Source organism: Acidovorax sp. LjRoot117 (assembly GCF_964252695.1).
Lineage (GTDB): Bacteria > Pseudomonadota > Gammaproteobacteria > Burkholderiales > Burkholderiaceae_C > Acidovorax.
On the sequence record NZ_CAXUPO020000001.1, the window covers coordinates 1,096,795 to 1,116,701 of the forward strand.

Here is a 19,907-nt window from a genome sequence, read left to right on the forward strand (position 1 = left end):
GGGAAAGGAACGGCGTCAAGCCGTGTGCGTGCGCCAAAGGCGTGGCGCATCAGTTGATGTCGATCCGTTCCGACTCCAATCCCATGTGTTCGCTGGCCACCACGTCAACGGTCCTTCCATTGATGGTGACACTGCCATCAGCCTTCATCACCATCAGGCTTTGCCCCACTTGGAAGGTGATGCTGTCCGCCTCCATGGTGATGCTGGACGTGCTGCCACCGCCAGCACCGCTGCCGTTGCCTGCCGCGCCGCCCGACGGCGCCACGATGTTCTTCGCTCCTCCTGCTCCCGCACCACCACCACCAGCCCCTGCACCACCGCCCCCTCCCACGGTCAGCGTGTACTTGGTTCCCACCGTGGTGCTCTTGTCGCTGCCCACCTTGGTGGTCTGCGTACTGCCCACCATGGTGGCCATGATGGCGCCCACGTTCAGGTTGTAGGCAACGCCCACGTTCTCCATCCGGCCTACGCCCACGTTTTGCAGGTAGGCGATGCCGATGGTCTCGGTCTTGAACTTGCCCACCTTGATGGACCAGTTGCTGCCGATCTTGTCCTTCTCGTTCTTGCCCACCGTCTTAGTGCGGTTGATGCCGATCTTGAAGGTCTGGTTGTCGCCGATGTCCACGGTTTCGTTGTGGTCCACCCGCTCTTTGCGGTTGCTGTGGATGGTGATGGTCTCGTCCCCATCGACCTCTTCCGTGCGCCAGCCGTGCACGGTGATCTTCTCGTTGCGGTCCACCGTCTCGGTGCGGTCCCGGTGGATGGTGTTGGTCTCGTCCCGGTCGATGGTCTTCTCGCGGTCGCGGCCCACCCACTTTTCTTCGTCGTTCTCGACTTCGGTCAGCTGGTCTTTCTGCGCATGCAGCCACAGCTGTTCCTGCCCCGCCTTGTCTTCAAACCGCAGGGCGTTGGCGTCACCCGGGCCGTTTTTCATACCCGCGCCCGCCGCGCCGCCCTTGCTCGATCGCGTGAGGATGCCGCTTTGCGTGGCGTTGCCCGGCAGGCTCCAGGGGGGCATGTTGACGGCGTTGTAGACGCAGCCGGTGAGGATGGGGTAGTCCGGGTCACCGTTGAGGTGGTCGATGATCACTTCCATGCCGATGCGCGGGATGAACACGGCGCCGAACTGCGGGCCCGCCCAGCTGGTGGATACGCGCACCCAGCAGCTGGAGTTCTCGTCCATCGCGCCGATGCGGTCCCAGTGGAATTGCACTTTGACGCGCCCGTACTTGTCGGTCCAGATTTCTTCCCCGGGCGGGCCCACCACCACCGCGGTCTGCGGGCCGCGGGTGCGCGGCTTTTGCGTGGTGCGCGGGGGGCGGTAGTCGCTGCTCGTGGGCTGCGCCCGCATCACGAATTGCTGGATGGAGCCCGCCTCTTGCGTGTTCTTGGTCGCCGTGGCGCCCCCTGCCTTGGCGCTGCTCACTTCGGGGTTTTCTTCGAAGTGGTAGTGCACGCTCAGCACCAGGTACTGGCGGTTTTGGTCTTCGCGCGGGTAGTTTTCCAGGTTGATGGTGTAGCCGGGCGCCAGGTTGCGTTTGTTGGCGCGGCCCAGCACGCGGTTTTGCTTGGCCAGGTGTTCCTGCAGGCGCAGCCGGGCGTAGGTCTCGCCGTCCGGGAATTCGGTGTAGCCACCGGGCCATTCGTAGATCTCGTACTTGTCGTGCTCGTGCCCCGGGGGGTTTTGGCGCATGTTGGACAGGTCGGCCCGGGGTTTCTTGAAGTCGTAGTCGTCGTTGTAGTGGCGCCCGGGCTGCACTTCCTGCGTGAGCTCCCACGCATGGAAGTGCTCGCGCTCGGCCACGGCCGCCTTGCCCGGTGGGTAGAACGGGATGACGTGCCCGCCCGGCAGCGGGCTGTGCGAGCCCACGATGTCGTCGGCCAGCACCAGGGTGTGGCTGCCCGCGCTGTGCGTGAAGTAGTAGTAGGCGCCTTCGTGCTCCAAAAGGCGGGCGATGAAGTTGTAATCGCTCTCGCCGTACTGGGTGCAGTAGTCCCAGGTGCGGTAGGTGCGGGTGAGCTTTTTTTCGATGGGATAGCCGTATTTGCCCAGCACTTCCATGATGATGTCCGGCACGGTCTTGTGCTGGAAGATCTTGAAGTCGGTCTTGCGCGTGGCCACCCACAGCCAGGGGCGAAGGCGCATCCGGTAAGACCCCCACCGGTGGTCCTGCCCCTGCATGCCAAAGTGCGTGACCAGGCCGCTCAGGTAGCGTTTGCCCAGGCCTTCTATCTCGACCTCCACCGATGCCGCCTTGCCCAGCAGCGCCTTGGGGTCGATGCTTTTGCTCGCGCTCACCAGGTCGATCTCCAGCGAGTACAGCTCGCTCAGTGCCTCTGTGCCGTCGAGTTTGCGAAACTGCAGTTGTTCGCCCAAAGGGGTTTGGATGGTGACGCGGCGGGTCATGGCAAATGGGTGTGTGTCTTGGCGCTCACCGGTCAACAGTCGCACTGGCGCAGTGCAATCTGTGGCGCGGGTTCAGCTGGGGGGAGGTCGATGGCCCGCCGTCAAGCGGGCAAAAAAGAGCCGCCTCCGTAGACGCGGCTCTTGGGATGCGCAGCGAACGTGCGCACCGAAGAAAGCAGCCAGGGGGCAAAAGCCCCGGCTATCAGGCTTCCTTGTTTTCCTTGATGCTGAAGCCCATCTGGCTCGTAGCACCCTTGCCACCCTGAGCGGTCTGCTCGGAGTACTCGGTCTTGATCTTGGCAGCCTGGAACGCGTAGTTCACCACCACGGTGTCGCCAGAGCTGGTGCCGCTGACGGTGACGTTGGTCACCATCACGTCGGTCAGCGTGATCTTGCCAAACTCGATCTGCGTGCCGCCGGCCTTGCACATCGAGATTTCCACTTGGCCCAAATGCTTACCGGTGGCGCAATGCTTGAGCACGGCGGGGTAGCACTTGTCGATGTTGGCAACGATGTTCAGGTTCTGAAAATCGGCCTTGCCCGCGCCGGCACCGCCGCCGCTGGCCATCGAGTGAGGCTGGGTCACGCCCCAGGTGAAAGACTCGACATCGGTCCAGTCCTTGTGCGCAGCGTCTTTCGACTCACCGCTGGCACCTTCCACTTTCATAAAAATTGCGACAGTCATCACGTACCTCTTTTTGGTTCAAAAAATGCGAGAACAAACCCTGCTGCGGGCAACGCGCCCACGATCAAGGCATCGCAAGGGGATGCGATGCCTTTCACAGACAAGCTGCCTGAGAGGGACCAGCCTGCGATGTGCGTGATTCACAAGTCGGGAGTGCGTCTTGGCTACACACTCTCCCTTGCGCACACGGCGCCGATCGATGGCGCATCGCTGGCGTGCCTGCATTGATTCCCCTCCCTCGCAAGCTCGTTTGCGGGCGGATGTTACGGGGACGGCGTCAAAAAAAGGGTTTCAAGTGACAGCAAATGAACGCACCTGGGCAACATTGGAAACAGTGTGTTTCCGCGTTCAAAAAGCCGCATTTCGTGACGCATTTTGTAATGGCTTCACGTTAGACTCGCCCGCGCTTTCGCACCTCTATAGACCTCTGTGTGAGGCCTCCAATTTGTTGCGAAATGTTGCCCAAACCTTCTTCAGACAGCGAGTCATGCCGTTCATACGGTGTTGCGCCAAGACGTCAACCACCGCCAATCAGCCATGGTGATGGTGACTGGATCTGTGGAGTGAACCACGACGATCTGGCGCCGATTCGTTCTTCGTCCGGTGCCACCAAAGAATTGTCTTTGTCAGCAAGCATATTGAGTAGAGCTGTAACCGAGAATGAAAGCAGAGGCGTCACCTCATGATTGACACCGTTGGAGGATCAGCCAATTGCTTGGCGCCTGGCGTGCAGGTCGGTGAATATCGGCTGCTCGACGTCATTGGCGAAGGCGGGTTTGGCATCGTGTACCGCGCTCGGGATATCAGCCTGGACCGGGTGGTGGCCATCAAGGAATACATGCCTGCCACCTTGGCGGGGCGCAAGTCTTCCAATGAAATCCACGTTCGCTCCCAGCACCGGGGTGCGTTCGATGCCGGGCTGCGCAGCTTCATCAACGAAGCACGCCTGCTGGCCAAGTTTTCGCACCCTGCCCTGGTGCACGTCTACCGGTTCTTCGAGTTCAACGGCACTGCCTACATGGTCATGCGCCACTACGAAGGGCAGACGTTCAGGGAGTTTCTGACCGCGCAGCAGGACCGGATGAACCAGCGCATGCTGGCGGCCATCGTCGGCCCCGTCCTGGATGTGGTGGAGATGCTGCACGCTGCAGACTGCTACCACCGCGATATCGCCCCCGACAACGTCTTCCTGCAAAACTCGGGGATGCCGGTGCTGCTCGACTTCGGCGCCGCGCGCCGCATCATCGGGGACATGACGCAGGCCCTGACGATGGTGCTCAAGCCCGGCTTTGCCCCCATCGAGCAGTACGTGGACGACGGCGCGATGCCACAAGGGGCCTGGACGGACATCTACCAGATCGGCGCCATGCTCTATCTGGCGATCACCGGCAAGCCGCCCGCCACCTCGGTGGCCAGAATGATCAACGACCCGGTGGCTGCGCTGTCGACCACGGCTTACCCGGGGTACTCGGCCCAGTTCCTGCATGGGGTGGACCGCGCATTGGCCGTCAAGCCGCAAGATCGCCCCCAGACCATCGCGGCGCTCAAGGAGCTGCTGGGCATCACCACCTTCACGATGCCCATGTCTGCGCCGTGGAAGGACGCGGGAGCCCCGGTTGCAACGGCCGCCTTGCCGCCTTTGTCGCCTTTGTCGCCGGCCGTACCTGCCGCCGCAGCGCAAGGCGCAGTGGCACCGGGCGAATCCGTGCGCACGGCGGTCCCTGCCGAATTGCTTGCCGATGCGCCCGGCGCGAATGCGGCGTGGGATCCTCTGGCACAGGCACCAGCGTTCAGCGCAACGTCTGCATCGAGCGCCTCGCCCGGCCACCCCGCCAATGCCGTCTTCGGGGTGATGCCACCGCTGCCCGACGCCATGCAGCAGCAAGGCCTGCCCACGGCAACCCCGCTCCCCCCCGCTGAAGGCCCCGCCATGGGCCTTGCCCCCGGCAGCGACGCCGCTTCGGCATCTGCCCGCACTTCGGCAGCGACACCATCAGCAACGGGTGCAGCGGCTGCCGCGGGCGCTGCGGCCAGTGCGGGCGCACCTTCGGCACCCGCGACCTCGCCCAAGCCAGCGCGCCAGCACAGCGGCGCAACGGCAGATGGCGCGACGCGGCCACCGGTGTCCCGCGTGCCCACCACCATGCGCTGGGCTGCCGTGGGCGCGGCATTCGTCGTTGCAACGGCGCTGGCCGTGTGGTGGGGCACCCAAGGCAGCTCTTCGGAACGACCTGCGGAAGAAGTGGCGCTGACGCTCGACGATCAGCACTGGCGCGAAGCCCAGGCCGCAGGCACGGTGGGAGCGCTGGACGCGTACCTGGGTGCCCACCCACAAGGCAAGTACCGCAGCGAGGCCATGGCGCTCATCAGCCGCATGGAGATCCAGGAGCCCGCGAAAAGCACGGCCCCCGCAGCGCCCGCCGATACGGTGGCCCTCGCGCCTTCCGCACCAGAGCGCCCTGAATCGCCTCCTGCTGCGACATCACCCCCTGCCACCACGGCGCCAACGCCCCCCGCGGCCAACCCAGCCAGCACCCCGGCAGAGCCTGTGGCGACGCCCAAAACCCCGCCCAAGCCCGTGGGCGACATGGGCCGCGTGGTGCTGCGCATCAGCCCATGGGGCCGGATTTCCGTGAACGGCAACCCGGTGGGCACAACCCCTCCAATGACCTCCGTCGAGCTTCCGGAAGGCGCCCACCGCATCGAGGTGAGCAACCCCGCCGCCGCCACCGTCGTCAGGACGGTGCAGGTCAAAAAAGGTGAACCGGTGGTGATCAGCCATCAGTTCGAGTAGTGCAACCCCATCGCCGACGCCTGCCGACATGCCAATGAACGCTTTACCGCGATGGGTCGCATTTCTGTGCCTGTGCCTTGGCGCAGGATCATCCGTGGCGTCCAACGACTGCAACGAGCCGCCTGCGCCTGAGGTGCGCGGCCCGGACTCTGCAGCAGGCCGCCAGTACCTGGGACAGGGCATCTCGCTCTACGACTCGCGAAAGCTGGATCTCGCGGAAAAGGCATTGCAGGCATCGCTGTTCGCAGGCCTGCCGGACCGGCGCGAAAGATCCACTGCGCACAAGTACCTGGCGTTCGTGTACTGCACCAACAAGGAATGGGCCCGGTGCGATGCCGCCTTCGATGCGGCATTCGAAGCCCGGCCCTCTTTCGCGCTGGAAGAATACGAGCTGCAGAACACGCCGTGGCGCGACGCCTATGTCAGGGTGCAAGGCAGGCGCGGCTGGCAGTGCAGCCGGCCCCTGGGGAACCAGGGCGGCCAGACGCAGGGTGCGCCTGCCAATCCGCTGGTCTTTTCGCTCAACAGTTCGGTGATCACAGCCATCACGCCGCTGCTGCCCGCAGCGGGTGGCAACTTCCTGTCGTCCCCTGCAGGGGCAGCGTCTGCTCTGGGCGCCCGCAGACCCCTGAGCACGGAAAACAATGTTCAACTGCGTGTGTCCCCCTGGGCGAATGTCACCCTCAATGGCAAAAGACTCGGTGTGACCCCTCCGCTGACCGAAATCAAACTCCCACCGGGGTCCCACAGCATTGACTTCAGCAATCCCGGCTTTGAGACCGTGCGCAAGACGCTGAAGGTCGAGCCGGATCAAACGATCACCATCACCCATGACTTTGACGCGAGATAAATCCATGCGAAACCGTTTCTGGAGCGCCCTGATCATCGGGTGCGCAAGCCTTTTCCTCACTGCTTGCGAGACCACCCCCAAGGCACCCGAGCCCAAGGTGGAAGCCCCTCCGCCCGCGCCCCCCATCCCCGAACCGGTCGCCCCGGTGGACCCACGCGCACAGAAAGAGGCCCTGCTCACAGAAGCGCTGAGTGTTTATGCAGAGGGTCAATTCGACGAGGCGATTGCCAAGCTCACGCCCCTGGCCGATGCCCCTGAATTGCCCCTGACGTCGCAGATCAAGGCACGCAAGTTCATGGCCTTCAGCCACTGCGCTGCGGGCCGGCCGCGTCCTTGCAGGCAACAGTTTGAACTGGCGCTGGAGCAGGACCCGACGTTTCAGCTGACCGAAGCCGAGAAGGGCCACCCGGTGTGGGGACGCGAGTTCATCAACGCCCGCAACGCGGCGCGCAACAAGCGCGGCGCACGCAAAACGCCCTGACCAGCCAGCACAGAGACAACGCGAGCGCGAACGCAATGGACAAGATTGAACTGGTGGTGACGCACCAATCCGGCGGCCCGGTGGACCGCCATTGGTCTGCCATCTTTGGCATGGCCGGGGGAACCGTCGGACGCGCGGGCCAGAACAAGCTGGTTCTGCCCGACGACGATGCGATGGTGGCGCGCGTGCACGCCATGGTGCGTCTCGACTCCGACCAGGCCTACATTGCCAACCTTTGCGAGCGTCGCTCCGTGCAGGTGGACGGACTGGAAGTGCTGTCGGGCCAGGAGGTACCACTGCTGCCCGGCGCGCACATCGGCATCGGCCCCTACCAGCTGCGGGCCGTGCTGCCGGGTCAACAGGTCCAGGCGCAGGCGCAGGCAGCCAGCAGGGCCGCACCCGCAGTGGCCCCTGCGGCAGCTCCCGCTCCGGCTCCGGCTCCGATGGCGCCGACCCCAACCGACGCGCAATGGCCTGCAGCCCCAGCGCAGCCCAGCACGTCCGTGGCCAACAAGTCCCTGGATCTGGCCTCGCTGCCCAACCCATGGGCGGATATCGCGCCCATCGTGGGCGGCGACCCGTACATGCCGGACCTGGTTCTCGCATGCCTGCCCGACGCCCCTCCTCCCTCATCGGCGGCCAGTGCTGCGGCAGACAGCAATCCATTCGCGATGCTGGGCCGTGTGGAAGCGCCCCAGGTGTCGCCGGCCCCGTCCGCGGAGCCCGTGGTGACTGCACCAGCACCCGTGGCCCCGGTACCGGCCCAGCCGGTCTTCCAGAGCGCCGTGGAGCCGGTACTGCCCAACCCGTTCGACAAGCAGCCTGCGGCCAGCAAGCCCTTGCCAGCACAGCCGGTCGCTCACCGCGCCATGGTGATACCCGACGACTTCGATCCCTTCGCGGCCGACCCCAAGGAGATCGACAACCGCCGCGACCCCTGGAGCGGCGACCTGGTGGCGCAGAGCCTGTCCGAAGTCGCCCAGCTCAAGAACGACGACCTGCTGCAATCCTTGCCGGAGTCGGGCCAGTTCGCGGGAGAGATGGACAATGCCGCGCACACCGGCCTGCCGGAACGGCTGGACCCCACCATCGAGCTCAACCCGCTGAAGCTGTTTCGCGAACCCGGCGAGTCGATGTTTGTGGAATCGCAGGACCATGGCATGTCGCGCGGCTCCGACCTTGCGCAGGTTTTCAGCATGCCCCGCGACGCGCAGCACCGCCAGGCCAAACCCATCCCCGATGCGGCGCCCGCAGCGCCCACGCCTGCCGAGCCGGTCGTCCAGGCGGGTCTGCACGCCATGCAAGGCCTGGACCTGGCCCTTTTTGGTGGCGGCTCGCTGGATACCCTGCCCCCGGCGACAGATTTGCTGGGTGTGGACGATGCACTCCAGGCGCCCAGCGGCGCGCCCGGCACGCAGCACGCGAAACATGCTGCAGCCACACAAGCCACCCCGGCCACCGTGCACGGCGGTGCGCACACCGACTTGCCCGGACTCGGCGCTGCCGCGCCGCTGCCGCTTCCGCTTCCGCTGCCGGAGAGCGCGCTGAACCCCGAGAGTCTCCTGAACCCGGTATCGCCGCTGCCGGTGATGCCGCTGCCGCAGCCTATTCCACTGCCCCTGCCGGTGGCGCAGGCACCCACCCTCGCGGATGTGCACGTGGCGGCACAACCCCCCGCACAGCCAGCTGCTGCGCTGGCCGCTGCTGCGCCGGCCGCTGCGGCGCCCCAGCCTACACCCGGCACGCCCGCTGATTTCTCATTGGACGCGCTGGCTGCAGCCTTTCTCGAAGGTGCAGCGATCGAGCCGGGGAAGGTGAATGTCAACCTCACGCCGGACTTCATGCGCGGATTCGGCGAAGCCCTGCGCGTGGCGGTGCAGGGCTCCATCGACCTGCTGTCCGCCCGCTCGGAGATCAAGCGCGAGTTCCGGGCCGACGTCACCATCATTGCCTCGGGAGCGAACAACCCGCTCAAGTTCCTGCCCACCGCAGACGGCGTGATGCTGCAGCTCGCGGGCCAGACCTTCCCCGGCTTCATGAAGCCCGTGCCGGCCATGCAGGAGGCCTATAAGGACCTGGCGGTGCACCAGATCGCCTTGATGGCCGGAATCCGTGCCGCCTACGCTGAGGCTGTGGCGCGCATGAGCCCTGCCGAGCTGGAAAAGAACGCCGCCGCAGCGTCCGGCCTGTTGTCCAAGATATCGTCCGTCCACCGCAAGGCGGCCCTCTGGGATGACTTTCAACAGCGCTACGACGCCATTCGCCGCAACGCAGAAGACGACCTGATGGCGTTCTCGGGCCAGACTTTTGTGGATGCCTACGAAGCTGCCGCGCAGGCTGCAGGAGAGAACCTTTGATCGCTCACATTGCCGGAGACGCGCACCGATTGCAGCTGTCAGTGTCTGCCATCACCCAAAAGGGAGGGCGCGCTTCCAACGAAGACTACCTGGGCATGATCGACCTGGGTCCCAAGGGCTTTTGCTGCACGCTCGCCGACGGTGCCGGAGGCCACGGCAACGGTGCGCTGGCAGCGCGCCTGACCGTGGACGCGGTGCTGGGTGGCTACCGCGAGAACCCGATGTTTGCGCCCGCGAGCCTTGCATCGTTGATTTTTCGCGCGGAACATACGGTCTCCGAGGAGCAGCCCACCTCCATCTCGCGGATGCACATGAGCGCGACGGTGGTGCTGCTGTGCATCGAGCCCGTCACCGGCCGGGCCCTGTGGGCCCACTGGGGCGATTCGCGGCTGTATTGGTTTCGCGGCGGCAAGGTCCACCGCATGACCGAAGACCACAGCGTGGTGCAGCAACTGCTGCACGCCGGCATGTACGCCAACGGAGACCCTCGCTCACTGCCCAATCGCAGCGTCCTGGCCGGGGCGGTCGGTGCCGAGTCGCAGGTGCCCCCCACGGTGCTCCATGAATCCATGGAGCTGATGGAAGGAGACGCCTTCCTGCTGTGCTCGGACGGGCTGTGGGAGAACCTCCACGAATCCGCCATGGAGCAGGCGCTCCAGGGCTCGGAGCGGCCCGACGTCTGGCTGCAGAACATGGCCGATACCGTGACCTCCAAGGGTCGCCCTCACCAGGACAATCTCAGCGCGTTTGCCGTCTGGGTATCTGCCAACCACACCGTCAATTGAACCCGAAGGATGCTGCCATGCGCATGACCCAGAACGCCATTTCACGGCGCACGATCCTGAAGACAGCCCCTCTTGTCTCGCTTGCGGGGGTTTCGCTGTCCGGCTGCGGTGTGGTGAACACGCTCAATCGCCCGACGGAAGCGCCCACCGCCGTGCCGCCCGCCATCATCGAGATCATCGCGGAGCGCAGCCTGAACCCCGATGTGGACGGCATGCCCAAGCCGGTCTTGCTGCGCATCTATGAACTGCGCACGCCGGTGACCTTCGAGCGCTCTAGCTTCTTCGATCTGCTGGACAAGGACGAGAGCCAGCTCGGAGGGGATTTCGTGCGGCGCGAGGAGATCCTGATCGCCCCGGGCGAGCGCCGCATCATCGAGCGCAAGGGAAACCCTGATGTGCGCGCCTTCGGCTTCTTTGCCAGCTACAGAGACCTGGAGCGCAGCACGTGGCGCGCCTCTGTGGATGCACCGAACTCGGTGGAAATGCGCCGCCGCTGGTGGGGCCTGGGAGAAACAGAGCGGCTCAAGCCCGTTCACTACCTCGTCACGGTTTCGCGGGAAGCCATTCGGGTGCAGCATCAAATAACTTCAAGGTAGAACCATGGTTTGGCAACGCAAGGTGGTGTGGGCCGAGGGCATGTTCCTGCGCCCCCAGCACTTTCAGCAGCAAGAGCGGTACGTCGATTTTCTGGTGCAGGGGCGCGCACTCCCCGCACAGCCGTTCTACTGGGGATTCTCCGAACTCACGCTGGACACCCAGATGCTGGCACTGGGAAAGATCGCCGTGATATCGGCGCACGGCGTGCTGCCGGACGGCACACCGTTCCGCATCCCGCAGGTGGACGATGCCCCGGCGCCGCTGGATGTGGGCAAGGACACCAAGGACACCCTGGTGCACCTGTCCCTGCCGATGCGCCGCCGCAGCGGCGCAGAAGTCACGCTGGGCGAAGGGGACCTGGGGATGACGCGCTATCAGGCGCAGGTGCTGGAAGTCGCCGACGTCAATGACGTGGGCGCGCAACCCGCCGAAGTGCAGCTGGGCGTTGCCCGCTTCAGCCTGCGCGCATCGCAGGACCTGTCCGATGGCTGGGTCTCCCTGCCCGTCGCCCATGTGGTCGAGCGCAAGTCCGACGGCTCGGCACTTCTGGACAAGACCTTCATCCCCACGGTGGTGAACAACTCCGAGACCTCGCCGCTTTTCGCCTTCTGCCGGGAGCTGCATGGACTGCTGCGCCAACGGGGCGCTGCGCTCGAAGAGCGGCTGATCCAGCCGGGCCGCGGCGGCGTGGGCGAGGTCGGTGATTTCCTGATGCTGCAGTTCATCAACCGCTGGGAGCCCGCGGTAGAGCACTGGGTGCGGGTTCGCACCATCCATCCCGAGCGGCTCTTCGATGACCTTCTGAAGATGGCCGGAGAACTGGCCACCTTCACCCGCGAGCAACGGCGGCCCGCGCCCTTGCCGGCCTACGACCACGACGACCTGCGCAGCTGCTTTCCACCGCTGATGCTGGAGCTGCGGCGCGGCTTGTCTTCGGTGCTGGAACAAAACGCGATCCAGATCGAACTGCAAGAGCGGCAGTACGGCGTGCGCGTGGCGCTCATCCCGTCCACCGAGCTGCTCACCACGTGCGACTTCGTGCTCGCTGTGCATGCGCAGACCACGGTGGAATTCCTGCGCACCCACTTTCCGACCCAGACCAAACTGGGCCCGGTCGAGAAGATCCGGGACCTCGTCAACCTGCACCTTCCGGGCGTCGTCCTGCGGTCGCTGTCCGTCGCACCGCGCGAGATCCCCTACCACGCCGGGTATTCGTATTTCGAGGTCGACACCACCCACGACCTATGGCGCCAGTTGAACAGCTCCGGCGGCCTGGCCATGCATGTCTCTGGCGAGTTCCCGGAGCTCCAGCTGGAGTTCTGGGCCATCCGCAGATAACAACAACCCATGACGATGCAAATGACGGACAACGTCTTCGCCTTCAGCGCCAGCGACCACACCGCGCCGGTCGACCCAGGCCTGCTGGACACGTCCATGCCCGCGCCTTCCGCCAACGCCGCGCCCCGCACCAGCCTGCCCGATGTGGTGAGCGGTGGCAACCCGCTGGTCGCTTCGGCCAACGTGTTGCTCAATCTGATTCCGCAGATTCGGGCGATGGCCTCCAACGCAGACCCTGAAGGTTTTCAGCGCCTGCTGCTCACGAACATCCGCGAGTTCGAGCGCAGTGCCGGCGTGGCCGGGGTTCCGATAGAAACCGTGATCGGCGCCAGGTACTGCCTGTGCACGGTGGTGGACGAAGCCGCTGCGCAAACCCCCTGGGGTGGCTCGGGCGTCTGGCCCAAGTTCAGCCTGCTCGTGGCGCTGCACAACGAAACGTGGGGTGGTGAGAAGTTCTTCCAGCTGCTGGCCAAGCTGGTGCAGACACCCCACCAGCACATCGACCTCATCGAGCTGATGTACTTTTGCCTGATGCTCGGCTTTGAAGGCCGCTACCGGGTGATCGAGAACGGCCGCAGCCAGCTGGAGACACTCAAGGCGCGCCTGCTTGCACTGATCGAAAGCACGCGCGGCGACCGCAGTGGCGCGCTGTCTATCCACTGGAAAGGCGAAGAGCGCAAAGCGGCGCCCCCCTGGACGATGGTGCCGCTGTGGGTGGCAACGGCCCTGGCCCTGCTGCTGGCCTTCGCCCTCTTCCTGTGGTTCAGCTACCGGCTTGCCGCACAGTCGGACGACCTGTTTGCCACCATCAACGCCATCCGGTTTCCCAAGGCCATCGCGGCGGTGGCCACCGTGGACAAGCCCCGGCTGCGCCAGTTCCTCGAACCCGAAATCCGGGAAGGCCTCGTCGAGGTCATCGACCAGGCGGACCGCAGCACCATCATTCTTCGGGGCGACGGGCTTTTCGACCTCGGCTCCAATGTGGTCAAGCCCCGCTACGTCCAGGTGATCGAGCGCATCGCGACCGCGCTGAACGAAGTGCCCGGGAAGGTGGTGGTCAATGGCTACACCGACAACTCGCCCATCCGCACGGCCCGCTACCCGTCCAACTGGCACCTGTCCCAGGACCGCGCCAAGTCGGTGTCCGACATGCTGCTGCGCACGGTGCGCGACGGCCAGCGCGTGCACGCAGAGGGTCGCGGAGAAGCGGACCCGGTGGCGCCCAACACCACCAGTGAAGGCAAGGCAAGAAACCGGCGCGTGGAAATCGTCCTGCTGGTAGCGCCCCAGGTGCGCGACAACGAATTGCAGCTCAGCGGCAATGCCCCCCGCACCGAAGGCATCAGGAAATGAGCATGCTGAGAAATATGGCAGCCCTGCTGTTCAACCGTTACACCCTGGCCTTCATCGGCCTGGTCCTGCTGAGCCTGGTGATCTGGTTCATCGGTCCCCTTGTCTACATCAAGCCCTATCAACCGCTGGAGAGTGAGAGCGTCCGCTGGGCGCTGATCGCCGCGCTGTTTGCCATCTGGTTCATCAAGCTCCTGTTCCACTGGTGGCGCGCCAAGCGGATGAACGACAAGCTCATGGGGCAGCTTGCGCGGCTCACCGCGGGCCGCGATGCCCCCGATCAGCTGACGCCGGGCCAGGAGGAAGTGGTCGAGCTGGAGGGACGGTTCAAGGAAGCTGTCGAAGTCCTGTCCAAGACACGGTTCGGCGCGACGGAAAGCGGGCTCTTCGGCCGCTTCACCAAGCGCTACGTGTACCAGCTGCCGTGGTACCTGATCATCGGCTCGCCAGGTTCGGGCAAGACCACCGCGCTGGTCAATTCCGGGCTGGACTTTCCGCTGGCCGAGCAATTCGGCAAAGGCTCCATCCGGGGCGTCGGCGGCACGCGCAACTGCGACTGGTGGTTCACCGACCAGGCCGTGCTGCTCGACACCGCGGGCCGCTACACCACGCAAGAGAGCGATGCCGTACAGGACAGGGCCGCATGGTCCGGCTTCCTGCAGTTGCTCAAGCGATTCCGGGGGCGGCAGCCCATCAATGGCGTGATCGTCACCCTGAGCGTGCAGGAGCTGTTGAGCAGCACGGAGGCGGAACGCGCCCGGCTGGCCAAGACCATCGGCACGCGCCTGGGCGAGCTGTGCGACGAACTCGCCATCAAGTTCCCCGTCTACGTCCTCATCACCAAGGCCGACCTGCTGGCAGGCTTCAACGAGTTCTTCGGCCAGATGACCCGCGACGAACGCTCGCAGGTCTGGGGATTCACGCAGAAGTACCAGGAGAACGCGCCGTCGACCGATCCGACCGCGCAGTTCACGGCGGAGTTCGATGCGCTGGTGGCGCAGATCAACCGCTTGCTGCCCCAGCGTTTGCTGGCAGAGCCGGATCTTGCACGCCGCGGGCTGATCTACGCCCTGCCTCAGCAGTTCGTGGGCCTGCGGGAGGTCGTGAACCAGACCTTGCAGGAAGCGTTCTCGTCGTCCCGCTTCAAGGAAAAGCCGCTGTTTCGGGGCGTGTACTTCACCAGCGGCACCCAGGAAGGCATGCCGTTCGACCGCGTGCTGTCGGCCCTCAAGCGGCGCTTCTCCATCGCCAGCCAGGTCAAGCCCGGCGCGGGCCAGCAAGGCAAGAGTTTCTTCATCGAGACGCTCTTCAAGGGCGTGATGTTCAACGAGGCGGGCCTGACGGGGCGCAACGCGAAGAAGGAGCGACAGCTCAGGTTGCTGCAGGCTGGTGGCTTGATCGGCCTGGCACTCGCACTGAGCGGCGCGGCCTTGGCGTGGAGCATCAGCAACCAGAACAACCTGGCCTACCTGGATGAGGTCAAGGCGAGCGCCGCCACCCTGCGCCAGGCCGTGGAAGAGGCCAAAACGGGCGACCCGGAAAACCTGGTGGCGCTGCTGCCCTTGCTCGACCACGCTGAATCGCTGGCCGCCAGCGAGCGGTACACGGGCTCCCCTCCCGTGAGCTGGCGCTGGGGCCTGCTGCAGGTACCCAAGGTGGAGACCGCCGCCGACACGACCTACCTGCGGCTTCTGGAAGATGCATGGCTGCCTGGAATCGTTCGGCAACTGCGGCGTTCGCTGCAGCAGACCTCGACCAACAATCCCGAGGCCAGCTACGAGGCGCTGAAGGCCTACCTCATGATCCACGACGCCGACCGCTTCGACGCGCGCACCGTGAAGGCATGGATCCGCCACGAATGGGACGCGAGCCTGACGCCCCAGCTGGTGCAGGCGGGTGTCGGTGACCGGCTGTCGCACCATCTGGATCGCTTGATGGACGAACGCATCGTGCTGTCGCCCACCCCGATCGACACGGCGCTGGTGGCCGAAGTCCGGCAGCGCCTGGCGCAGATGTCACCCGCCCAGCGGGCCTACAGCCGGCTCAAGCAACTGCTGACGACGGGCAACAACCTGCCCGCCGACTTCAGCGTCGTGCGCGCCAGTGGCCCCGAAGCACCTCAGGTGTTCAGCCGCCGCAGCGGAAGGCCGCTCACGCAGGGCATATCCGGGCTCTTCACCTACGACGGATACCACGGCGTCTTCCTGCACGAGCTTCCCAAGGTGACCACCCTCCTGTCCAAGGAGGAAGGCTGGGTGCTGGGGCAAGCCGACGGCAAACGCAGCACCACCCAGGAAGTGCTGACGGGACAGGTGGCCAACGAGGTGAAACGGCTGTACCTCATGGAGTACGCCAAGCTGTGGGAGGACTACCTGGCCGATGTGCGCCCCACCCGCATCGGTTCGCTCGACCAGGCCGGTGAACAGGCGCGCCTGTATTCCTCGGCCAATTCGAGCCTGGAGCAATTCATTCGCGCTGTAGCCAAAGAGACCACGCTGGCGCGTCGCCCCGATGCGGATGCCGACAGCGGTGCCAGCACCAGCAGCTGGCTGGGTGAAAAACTCAACCGCATCCGGGAAGAGCAGCGGCAGCTCAGCCGACTGACCGGCAAACAGGTCAACGTGGGCGGACTCACGCCCAGCGGAACGCTCGAAGCGGACATCGTGGATTTCCGATTCCGCGAATACCGGCGCCTGGCGACCAGCAATGGATCGGGTCCGTCGCCCCTGACGCAAAGCCTGCAGGTGCTGAACGAAGCCTCGGCCGTGATTGCATCCGCGCGGCAGCAGGTGAAATCCGGCGGCACGATTCCGCCGACGCTGTCCTCGACACTGGAGCGGGTGCGCGCCGAAGCCAAACGCCTGCCTCCGCCGCTGAACCTCATGTACACGGACCTGGCCGAAGCGACATCCACCATGGTGGGACGCGACGTTCGCAGCACCATCGGCGGCAACCTGAATGCCACCATCGGCGACTTCTGCCGCCGCGCGATCCTCGGCAGGTATCCGTTCACCCGCAGTGCGGGGCGCGACGTCACCGCGGACGACTTCGCCAAGCTGTTCGCAGTCGGTGGCGTGATGGACGAGTTCTTCCGCAGCAACCTGCAGCCCATGGTCGATATTTCAGCCAACACCTGGACCTTCAAGCAAGGGGTGGACGGAACGCCGGTGGGGGGATCCGCATCGCTCGCATCGTTCCAGAAGGCTGCGACGATCCGCGACGTCTACTTCCGCGCGGGCGGCAAGGCGCCGGGCATCCGCCTGGACATCAAGCCCATCGAGATGGACGCGAACATTTCCCAGATGGTGCTGGATGTGGACGGCGATGTGCTCCGCTACCAACACGGCCCGCAAATTCCCAAGTCGATGAACTGGCCTGGAACGCGGGGCACGGGCCAGGTGAGGCTCCAGATCACCAGCGCTACCGGCGAAAACTCGGGGCTGGTCACGGAAGGCCCCTGGGCGCTGCACAGGCTGTTCGACCGGGCACAGATCCTTCCGGGCAATGCGCCGGAGAAGTTCACGGCCGTCTTCAATGTGGACGGTCGCAGGGTCCGGTTCGAGGTCACGACCAGCAGCGTCTTCAACCCGTTCCGGCTCAAGGCGATGGAAGAGTTCGAATGTCCGAGCAACCTGTAGGCATGGAGGTCCGCGGCATGCAGGCGCAGTCGTCCGTCGCCTGGTACGGAAAGCTGCCGAGCCTCGGCGACTTCGCGGGCCGCCGCATGTCGCACGCGCTCACCACCGAGTGGGACACCTGGCTTCGCGCGGGCATGGACGAGCTGCGCCGCACGGACGACACCGGCTGGCCGGACACCTTCGTGAATGCGCCCCTGTGGTTTTTCATCGCCCGTGTCGCCGCGTCGGGCTCGCCGGTGATCGGGGCCCTGGCCCCGAGCATGGACCGTGTGGGCCGCTACTACCCGCTCACCGTGATGGCCACTGCGCCCCGGGCCGGCTGCGCATTGGCAGACGATGCAGCGGTCAAGGCCTTCCTGGCCGGCGCCCGTGCGGCCATTGTGGACGCCCGGCGCCGAACGCTGTCGGTCGACGAACTGGACAGACGCGTCAACCAGCTGCCCAGCCCGTTTGAGGCCGGCCCGGCCATGGAACGCGAACCCTCGCTCATCCACGACATCCTGTCGGACCTGAGCGAAGCCTCTCGCGCCCACCAATCCGTGGCGAACGAGCAGCAGGCTGAAAACGTTCTGCTCCCTGCGGGAGACTGGAGAATGCGCGCCGCGAATCTTCGGGAGCAAAGTCTCTGGTGGGTCTCTCCCACCATCCGCGTGGGCTACCAGGAACTGCTGCACGAAGGCGCTTGCGACCGGTGGCTCTTCACGCAACTGTTCGCCAGAACCTGACCCGCCCGCCGATCAGCGGCTCGCCCTTCCCACAAGAATCCACCATGACCGACATCGACGAACTCCTGAGCGAAGCTCCGTCCAGCCCTCCCTGCGGCCCTGAAATGACCTACGCGGCGGAGTTTCTGGCGCTGGAGCAACTGGCGCGCGGAAAGATCGAACAGCAGTACGGCGACACCATCATCCCGGCGGAGGACCCTGACTGGCAGGCGGTGGAGAACAGCGCCCTGCAGCTGCTGCGGCAAAGCAAGGACATGCGCATCGCCGGCCTGCTGTGCAGATCGTGGACCAATACGGAGGGATTCGTGGGGCTGGCACGCGGGCTGAGCCTCATGAGCGCCCTGCTCGAGAACTACTGGGATCTCATCCATCCACTGCCGGAAGACGACGACTATTTCATGCGGATGAATGCCGTCGCCATGCTCAATGATGTGACCGGCTTGCTGCGGGAATTGAGGCAAACCGAGTTCCTGGCCTCCAACTTCGGCAGTTTCACGGTGCGCGACGCGGAGGCGCTGGCGCGCGGCCAGCGTGCGGAGTCGAACGCCCAGCTCACCGTCGAGCAGCTGCGGCTGGGCATGGGCAGCGCACTGGAGCAAGGCTACCCGCTGCTGCTGGCAGTGCCCCGGGCGAAGGAAGGCCTGGAAAAGCTCACCCGGATCTGCGCCGACAAGCTGCCCCACCACCAGCAGCCCGACCTCGGAAACATCCAGTCCCTGGTGTCGCTGCTCAATGCGCTGCTGCCCAAAGGAGAGAAGGTCGCCGAAGCCGCGGCTGCGGGCCAGGCCCCCGATGCGGCGACGGTGACCATCCAACCGCCCGCCGCAGGACTGGAAATCAGGACCCGGGACGACGCCATCAAGCAGCTGGTCAAGATCGCCGAGTTCCTCGAATCCACGGAACCCACCAATCCGGCCTCCCTCCTCATTCGCCGGTCCGCGAAGCTGATGGGCATGAGCTTCATCGACATCCTGCGCGAGCTCGCCCCCCAGAGTCTTCAGCAGATCGAAGTGATCACCGGGGTGCAGCCCGACCAACCCTCCTGAAGAACGAACTGTAACAGTCACTTCATAGGCAGATTGGATACTGAAGCACCGAAGTGACATAGCTTTTGGGCGCGCAAAACAGGCATGGAATCGTGCTTTGTTCCGCCGCCGAAGAGAGATTCTGCGCAGCAGGTGTCACTTGTTCATGCTCCGGACGCGGTGGTCGGAGCATGGCACCCAGGAACGATTCGTTGCGGCGACCACAAACCGTAGCGAATTCACACAACTTTGTAAGCATTTGAACCAAATGGCCGTCCTAGCGCTGGCCACGGGTTTATCGGCCAGCCAACTTGAGAGAGGTAAGCATGTCAATCACCAAAGTGGGAAAAAGCGGACAGAAGTTCATCGCCAGAAACCGCGCGCCGCGTGTGCAGATCGAGTACGACGTGGAAATCTACGGTTCGGAAAAGAAGGTGCATATCCCGTTCGTGATGGGCGTGATGGCCGACCTCTCCGGCAAGCCGCTGGAGAACCTGCCCGAGATCGCTGACCGCAAGTTCCTGGACATCGACATCGACAACTTCGATGCCCGCATGAAGTCCATCAAGCCCCGCGCGTCGTTCCTGGTGCCCAACACGCTCACCGGCGAAGGCTACCTGAGCGTGGACCTGACCTTTGAGAGCATGGACGACTTCTCGCCGGCGGCGGTCGCCCGCAACATCGGCCCGCTCAACACCCTGCTGGAAGCACGCACCCAGCTGCACAACCTGCTTTCCTACATGGATGGCAAGCAAGGCGCCGAAGAACTCATCCGCAAGGTGCTGCAGGACCCCGCACTGCTCAAGTCACTGGCTGCCAGTGCCAAACCCGCCACTGAGCCCGCCCAGGGCCCAGTTCAAAACGACGCCGCCTGA

General features: G+C 64.9%; 14 protein-coding genes. 12 read left to right on the top strand and 2 right to left on the bottom strand.

Annotated features, from left to right (window positions below):
- Positions 1-49 precede the first annotated feature (49 nt).
- Both ACSQ3D_RS05110 and ACSQ3D_RS05115 read right to left on the bottom strand, forming a co-directional pair.
- Entirely contained in the window at positions 50-2,407 is a 2,358-nt protein-coding gene (locus ACSQ3D_RS05110; RefSeq protein WP_436126124.1) for a type VI secretion system Vgr family protein, read from the bottom strand.
- 202 nt (positions 2,408-2,609) lie between these two features.
- Complete coding sequence (locus tag ACSQ3D_RS05115; RefSeq protein WP_056409670.1) at positions 2,610-3,092, bottom strand: Hcp family type VI secretion system effector; 483 nt, start codon at positions 3,090-3,092, stop codon at positions 2,610-2,612.
- A 682-nt stretch (positions 3,093-3,774) separates the two neighbouring features.
- Between ACSQ3D_RS05115 and ACSQ3D_RS05120 the strand changes: the two genes are divergently transcribed.
- From ACSQ3D_RS05120 to tssB, 12 genes are all read left to right on the top strand, one after another.
- Positions 3,775-5,886, top strand: coding sequence for a serine/threonine-protein kinase (locus ACSQ3D_RS05120; protein WP_436126125.1), 2,112 nt, complete (start codon positions 3,775-3,777; stop codon positions 5,884-5,886).
- A 94-nt stretch (positions 5,887-5,980) separates the two neighbouring features.
- The gene (locus ACSQ3D_RS05125) at positions 5,981-6,736 is read left to right on the top strand and encodes a PEGA domain-containing protein (protein ID WP_436126126.1); all 756 of its coding nucleotides are present in this window, start codon (positions 5,981-5,983) and stop codon (positions 6,734-6,736) included.
- Positions 6,737-6,740: 4 nt separating this feature from the next.
- Positions 6,741-7,217, top strand: coding sequence for a TssQ family T6SS-associated lipoprotein (locus ACSQ3D_RS05130; RefSeq protein WP_156370499.1), 477 nt, complete (start codon positions 6,741-6,743; stop codon positions 7,215-7,217).
- Between the two features lie 35 nt (positions 7,218-7,252).
- Positions 7,253-9,574, top strand: coding sequence for a type VI secretion system-associated FHA domain protein TagH (gene tagH / locus ACSQ3D_RS05135; protein ID WP_436126127.1), 2,322 nt, complete (start codon positions 7,253-7,255; stop codon positions 9,572-9,574).
- A gap of 41 nt (positions 9,575-9,615) precedes the next feature.
- A complete protein-coding gene (locus tag ACSQ3D_RS05140) occupies positions 9,616-10,359 on the top strand; it encodes a PP2C family protein-serine/threonine phosphatase (protein WP_235503832.1) in 744 nt (247 codons plus the stop codon).
- A gap of 17 nt (positions 10,360-10,376) precedes the next feature.
- A complete protein-coding gene (tssJ, locus tag ACSQ3D_RS05145) occupies positions 10,377-10,955 on the top strand; it encodes a type VI secretion system lipoprotein TssJ (RefSeq protein ID WP_235503833.1) in 579 nt (192 codons plus the stop codon).
- A gap of 4 nt (positions 10,956-10,959) precedes the next feature.
- Entirely contained in the window at positions 10,960-12,294 is a 1,335-nt protein-coding gene (gene tssK / locus ACSQ3D_RS05150) for a type VI secretion system baseplate subunit TssK (RefSeq protein ID WP_436126128.1), read from the top strand.
- Between the two features lie 96 nt (positions 12,295-12,390).
- A complete protein-coding gene (locus tag ACSQ3D_RS05155) occupies positions 12,391-13,647 on the top strand; it encodes a DotU family type VI secretion system protein (protein WP_326938662.1) in 1,257 nt (418 codons plus the stop codon).
- 2 nt (positions 13,648-13,649) lie between these two features.
- On the top strand, positions 13,650-17,282 hold the full coding sequence (tssM, locus tag ACSQ3D_RS05160) for a type VI secretion system membrane subunit TssM (RefSeq protein ID WP_056411473.1): 3,633 nt from the start codon (positions 13,650-13,652) through the stop codon (positions 17,280-17,282).
- Positions 17,264-18,007, top strand: coding sequence for a type VI secretion system-associated protein TagF (gene tagF, locus ACSQ3D_RS05165; protein ID WP_436126129.1), 744 nt, complete (start codon positions 17,264-17,266; stop codon positions 18,005-18,007). The genes tssM and tagF overlap by 19 nt, the downstream gene beginning before the upstream one ends.
- 44 nt (positions 18,008-18,051) lie before the next feature.
- A complete protein-coding gene (gene tssA, locus ACSQ3D_RS05170) occupies positions 18,052-19,053 on the top strand; it encodes a type VI secretion system protein TssA (RefSeq protein WP_436126130.1) in 1,002 nt (333 codons plus the stop codon).
- A gap of 305 nt (positions 19,054-19,358) precedes the next feature.
- The gene (gene tssB, locus ACSQ3D_RS05175; RefSeq protein ID WP_056409698.1) at positions 19,359-19,907 is read left to right on the top strand and encodes a type VI secretion system contractile sheath small subunit; all 549 of its coding nucleotides are present in this window, start codon (positions 19,359-19,361) and stop codon (positions 19,905-19,907) included.

Excerpts from the sequence above, each read along its gene's own strand:
- ACSQ3D_RS05110 (WP_436126124.1), bottom strand. The coding sequence starts at position 2,407 with ATGACCCGCCGCGTCACCATCCAAACCCCTTTGGGCGAACAACTGCAG.
- ACSQ3D_RS05115 (WP_056409670.1), bottom strand. The coding sequence starts at position 3,092 with ATGACTGTCGCAATTTTTATGAAAGTGGAAGGTGCCAGCGGTGAGTCG.
- ACSQ3D_RS05120 (WP_436126125.1), top strand. The coding sequence starts at position 3,775 with ATGATTGACACCGTTGGAGGATCAGCCAATTGCTTGGCGCCTGGCGTG.
- ACSQ3D_RS05130 (WP_156370499.1), top strand. The coding sequence starts at position 6,741 with ATGCGAAACCGTTTCTGGAGCGCCCTGATCATCGGGTGCGCAAGCCTT.
- tagH (WP_436126127.1), top strand. The coding sequence starts at position 7,253 with ATGGACAAGATTGAACTGGTGGTGACGCACCAATCCGGCGGCCCGGTG.
- tssJ (WP_235503833.1), top strand. The coding sequence starts at position 10,377 with ATGCGCATGACCCAGAACGCCATTTCACGGCGCACGATCCTGAAGACA.
- tssK (WP_436126128.1), top strand. The coding sequence starts at position 10,960 with ATGGTTTGGCAACGCAAGGTGGTGTGGGCCGAGGGCATGTTCCTGCGC.
- ACSQ3D_RS05155 (WP_326938662.1), top strand. The coding sequence starts at position 12,391 with ATGCCCGCGCCTTCCGCCAACGCCGCGCCCCGCACCAGCCTGCCCGAT.
- tssM (WP_056411473.1), top strand. The coding sequence starts at position 13,650 with ATGCTGAGAAATATGGCAGCCCTGCTGTTCAACCGTTACACCCTGGCC.
- tagF (WP_436126129.1), top strand. The coding sequence starts at position 17,264 with ATGTCCGAGCAACCTGTAGGCATGGAGGTCCGCGGCATGCAGGCGCAG.
- tssA (WP_436126130.1), top strand. The coding sequence starts at position 18,052 with ATGACCGACATCGACGAACTCCTGAGCGAAGCTCCGTCCAGCCCTCCC.
- tssB (WP_056409698.1), top strand. The coding sequence starts at position 19,359 with ATGTCAATCACCAAAGTGGGAAAAAGCGGACAGAAGTTCATCGCCAGA.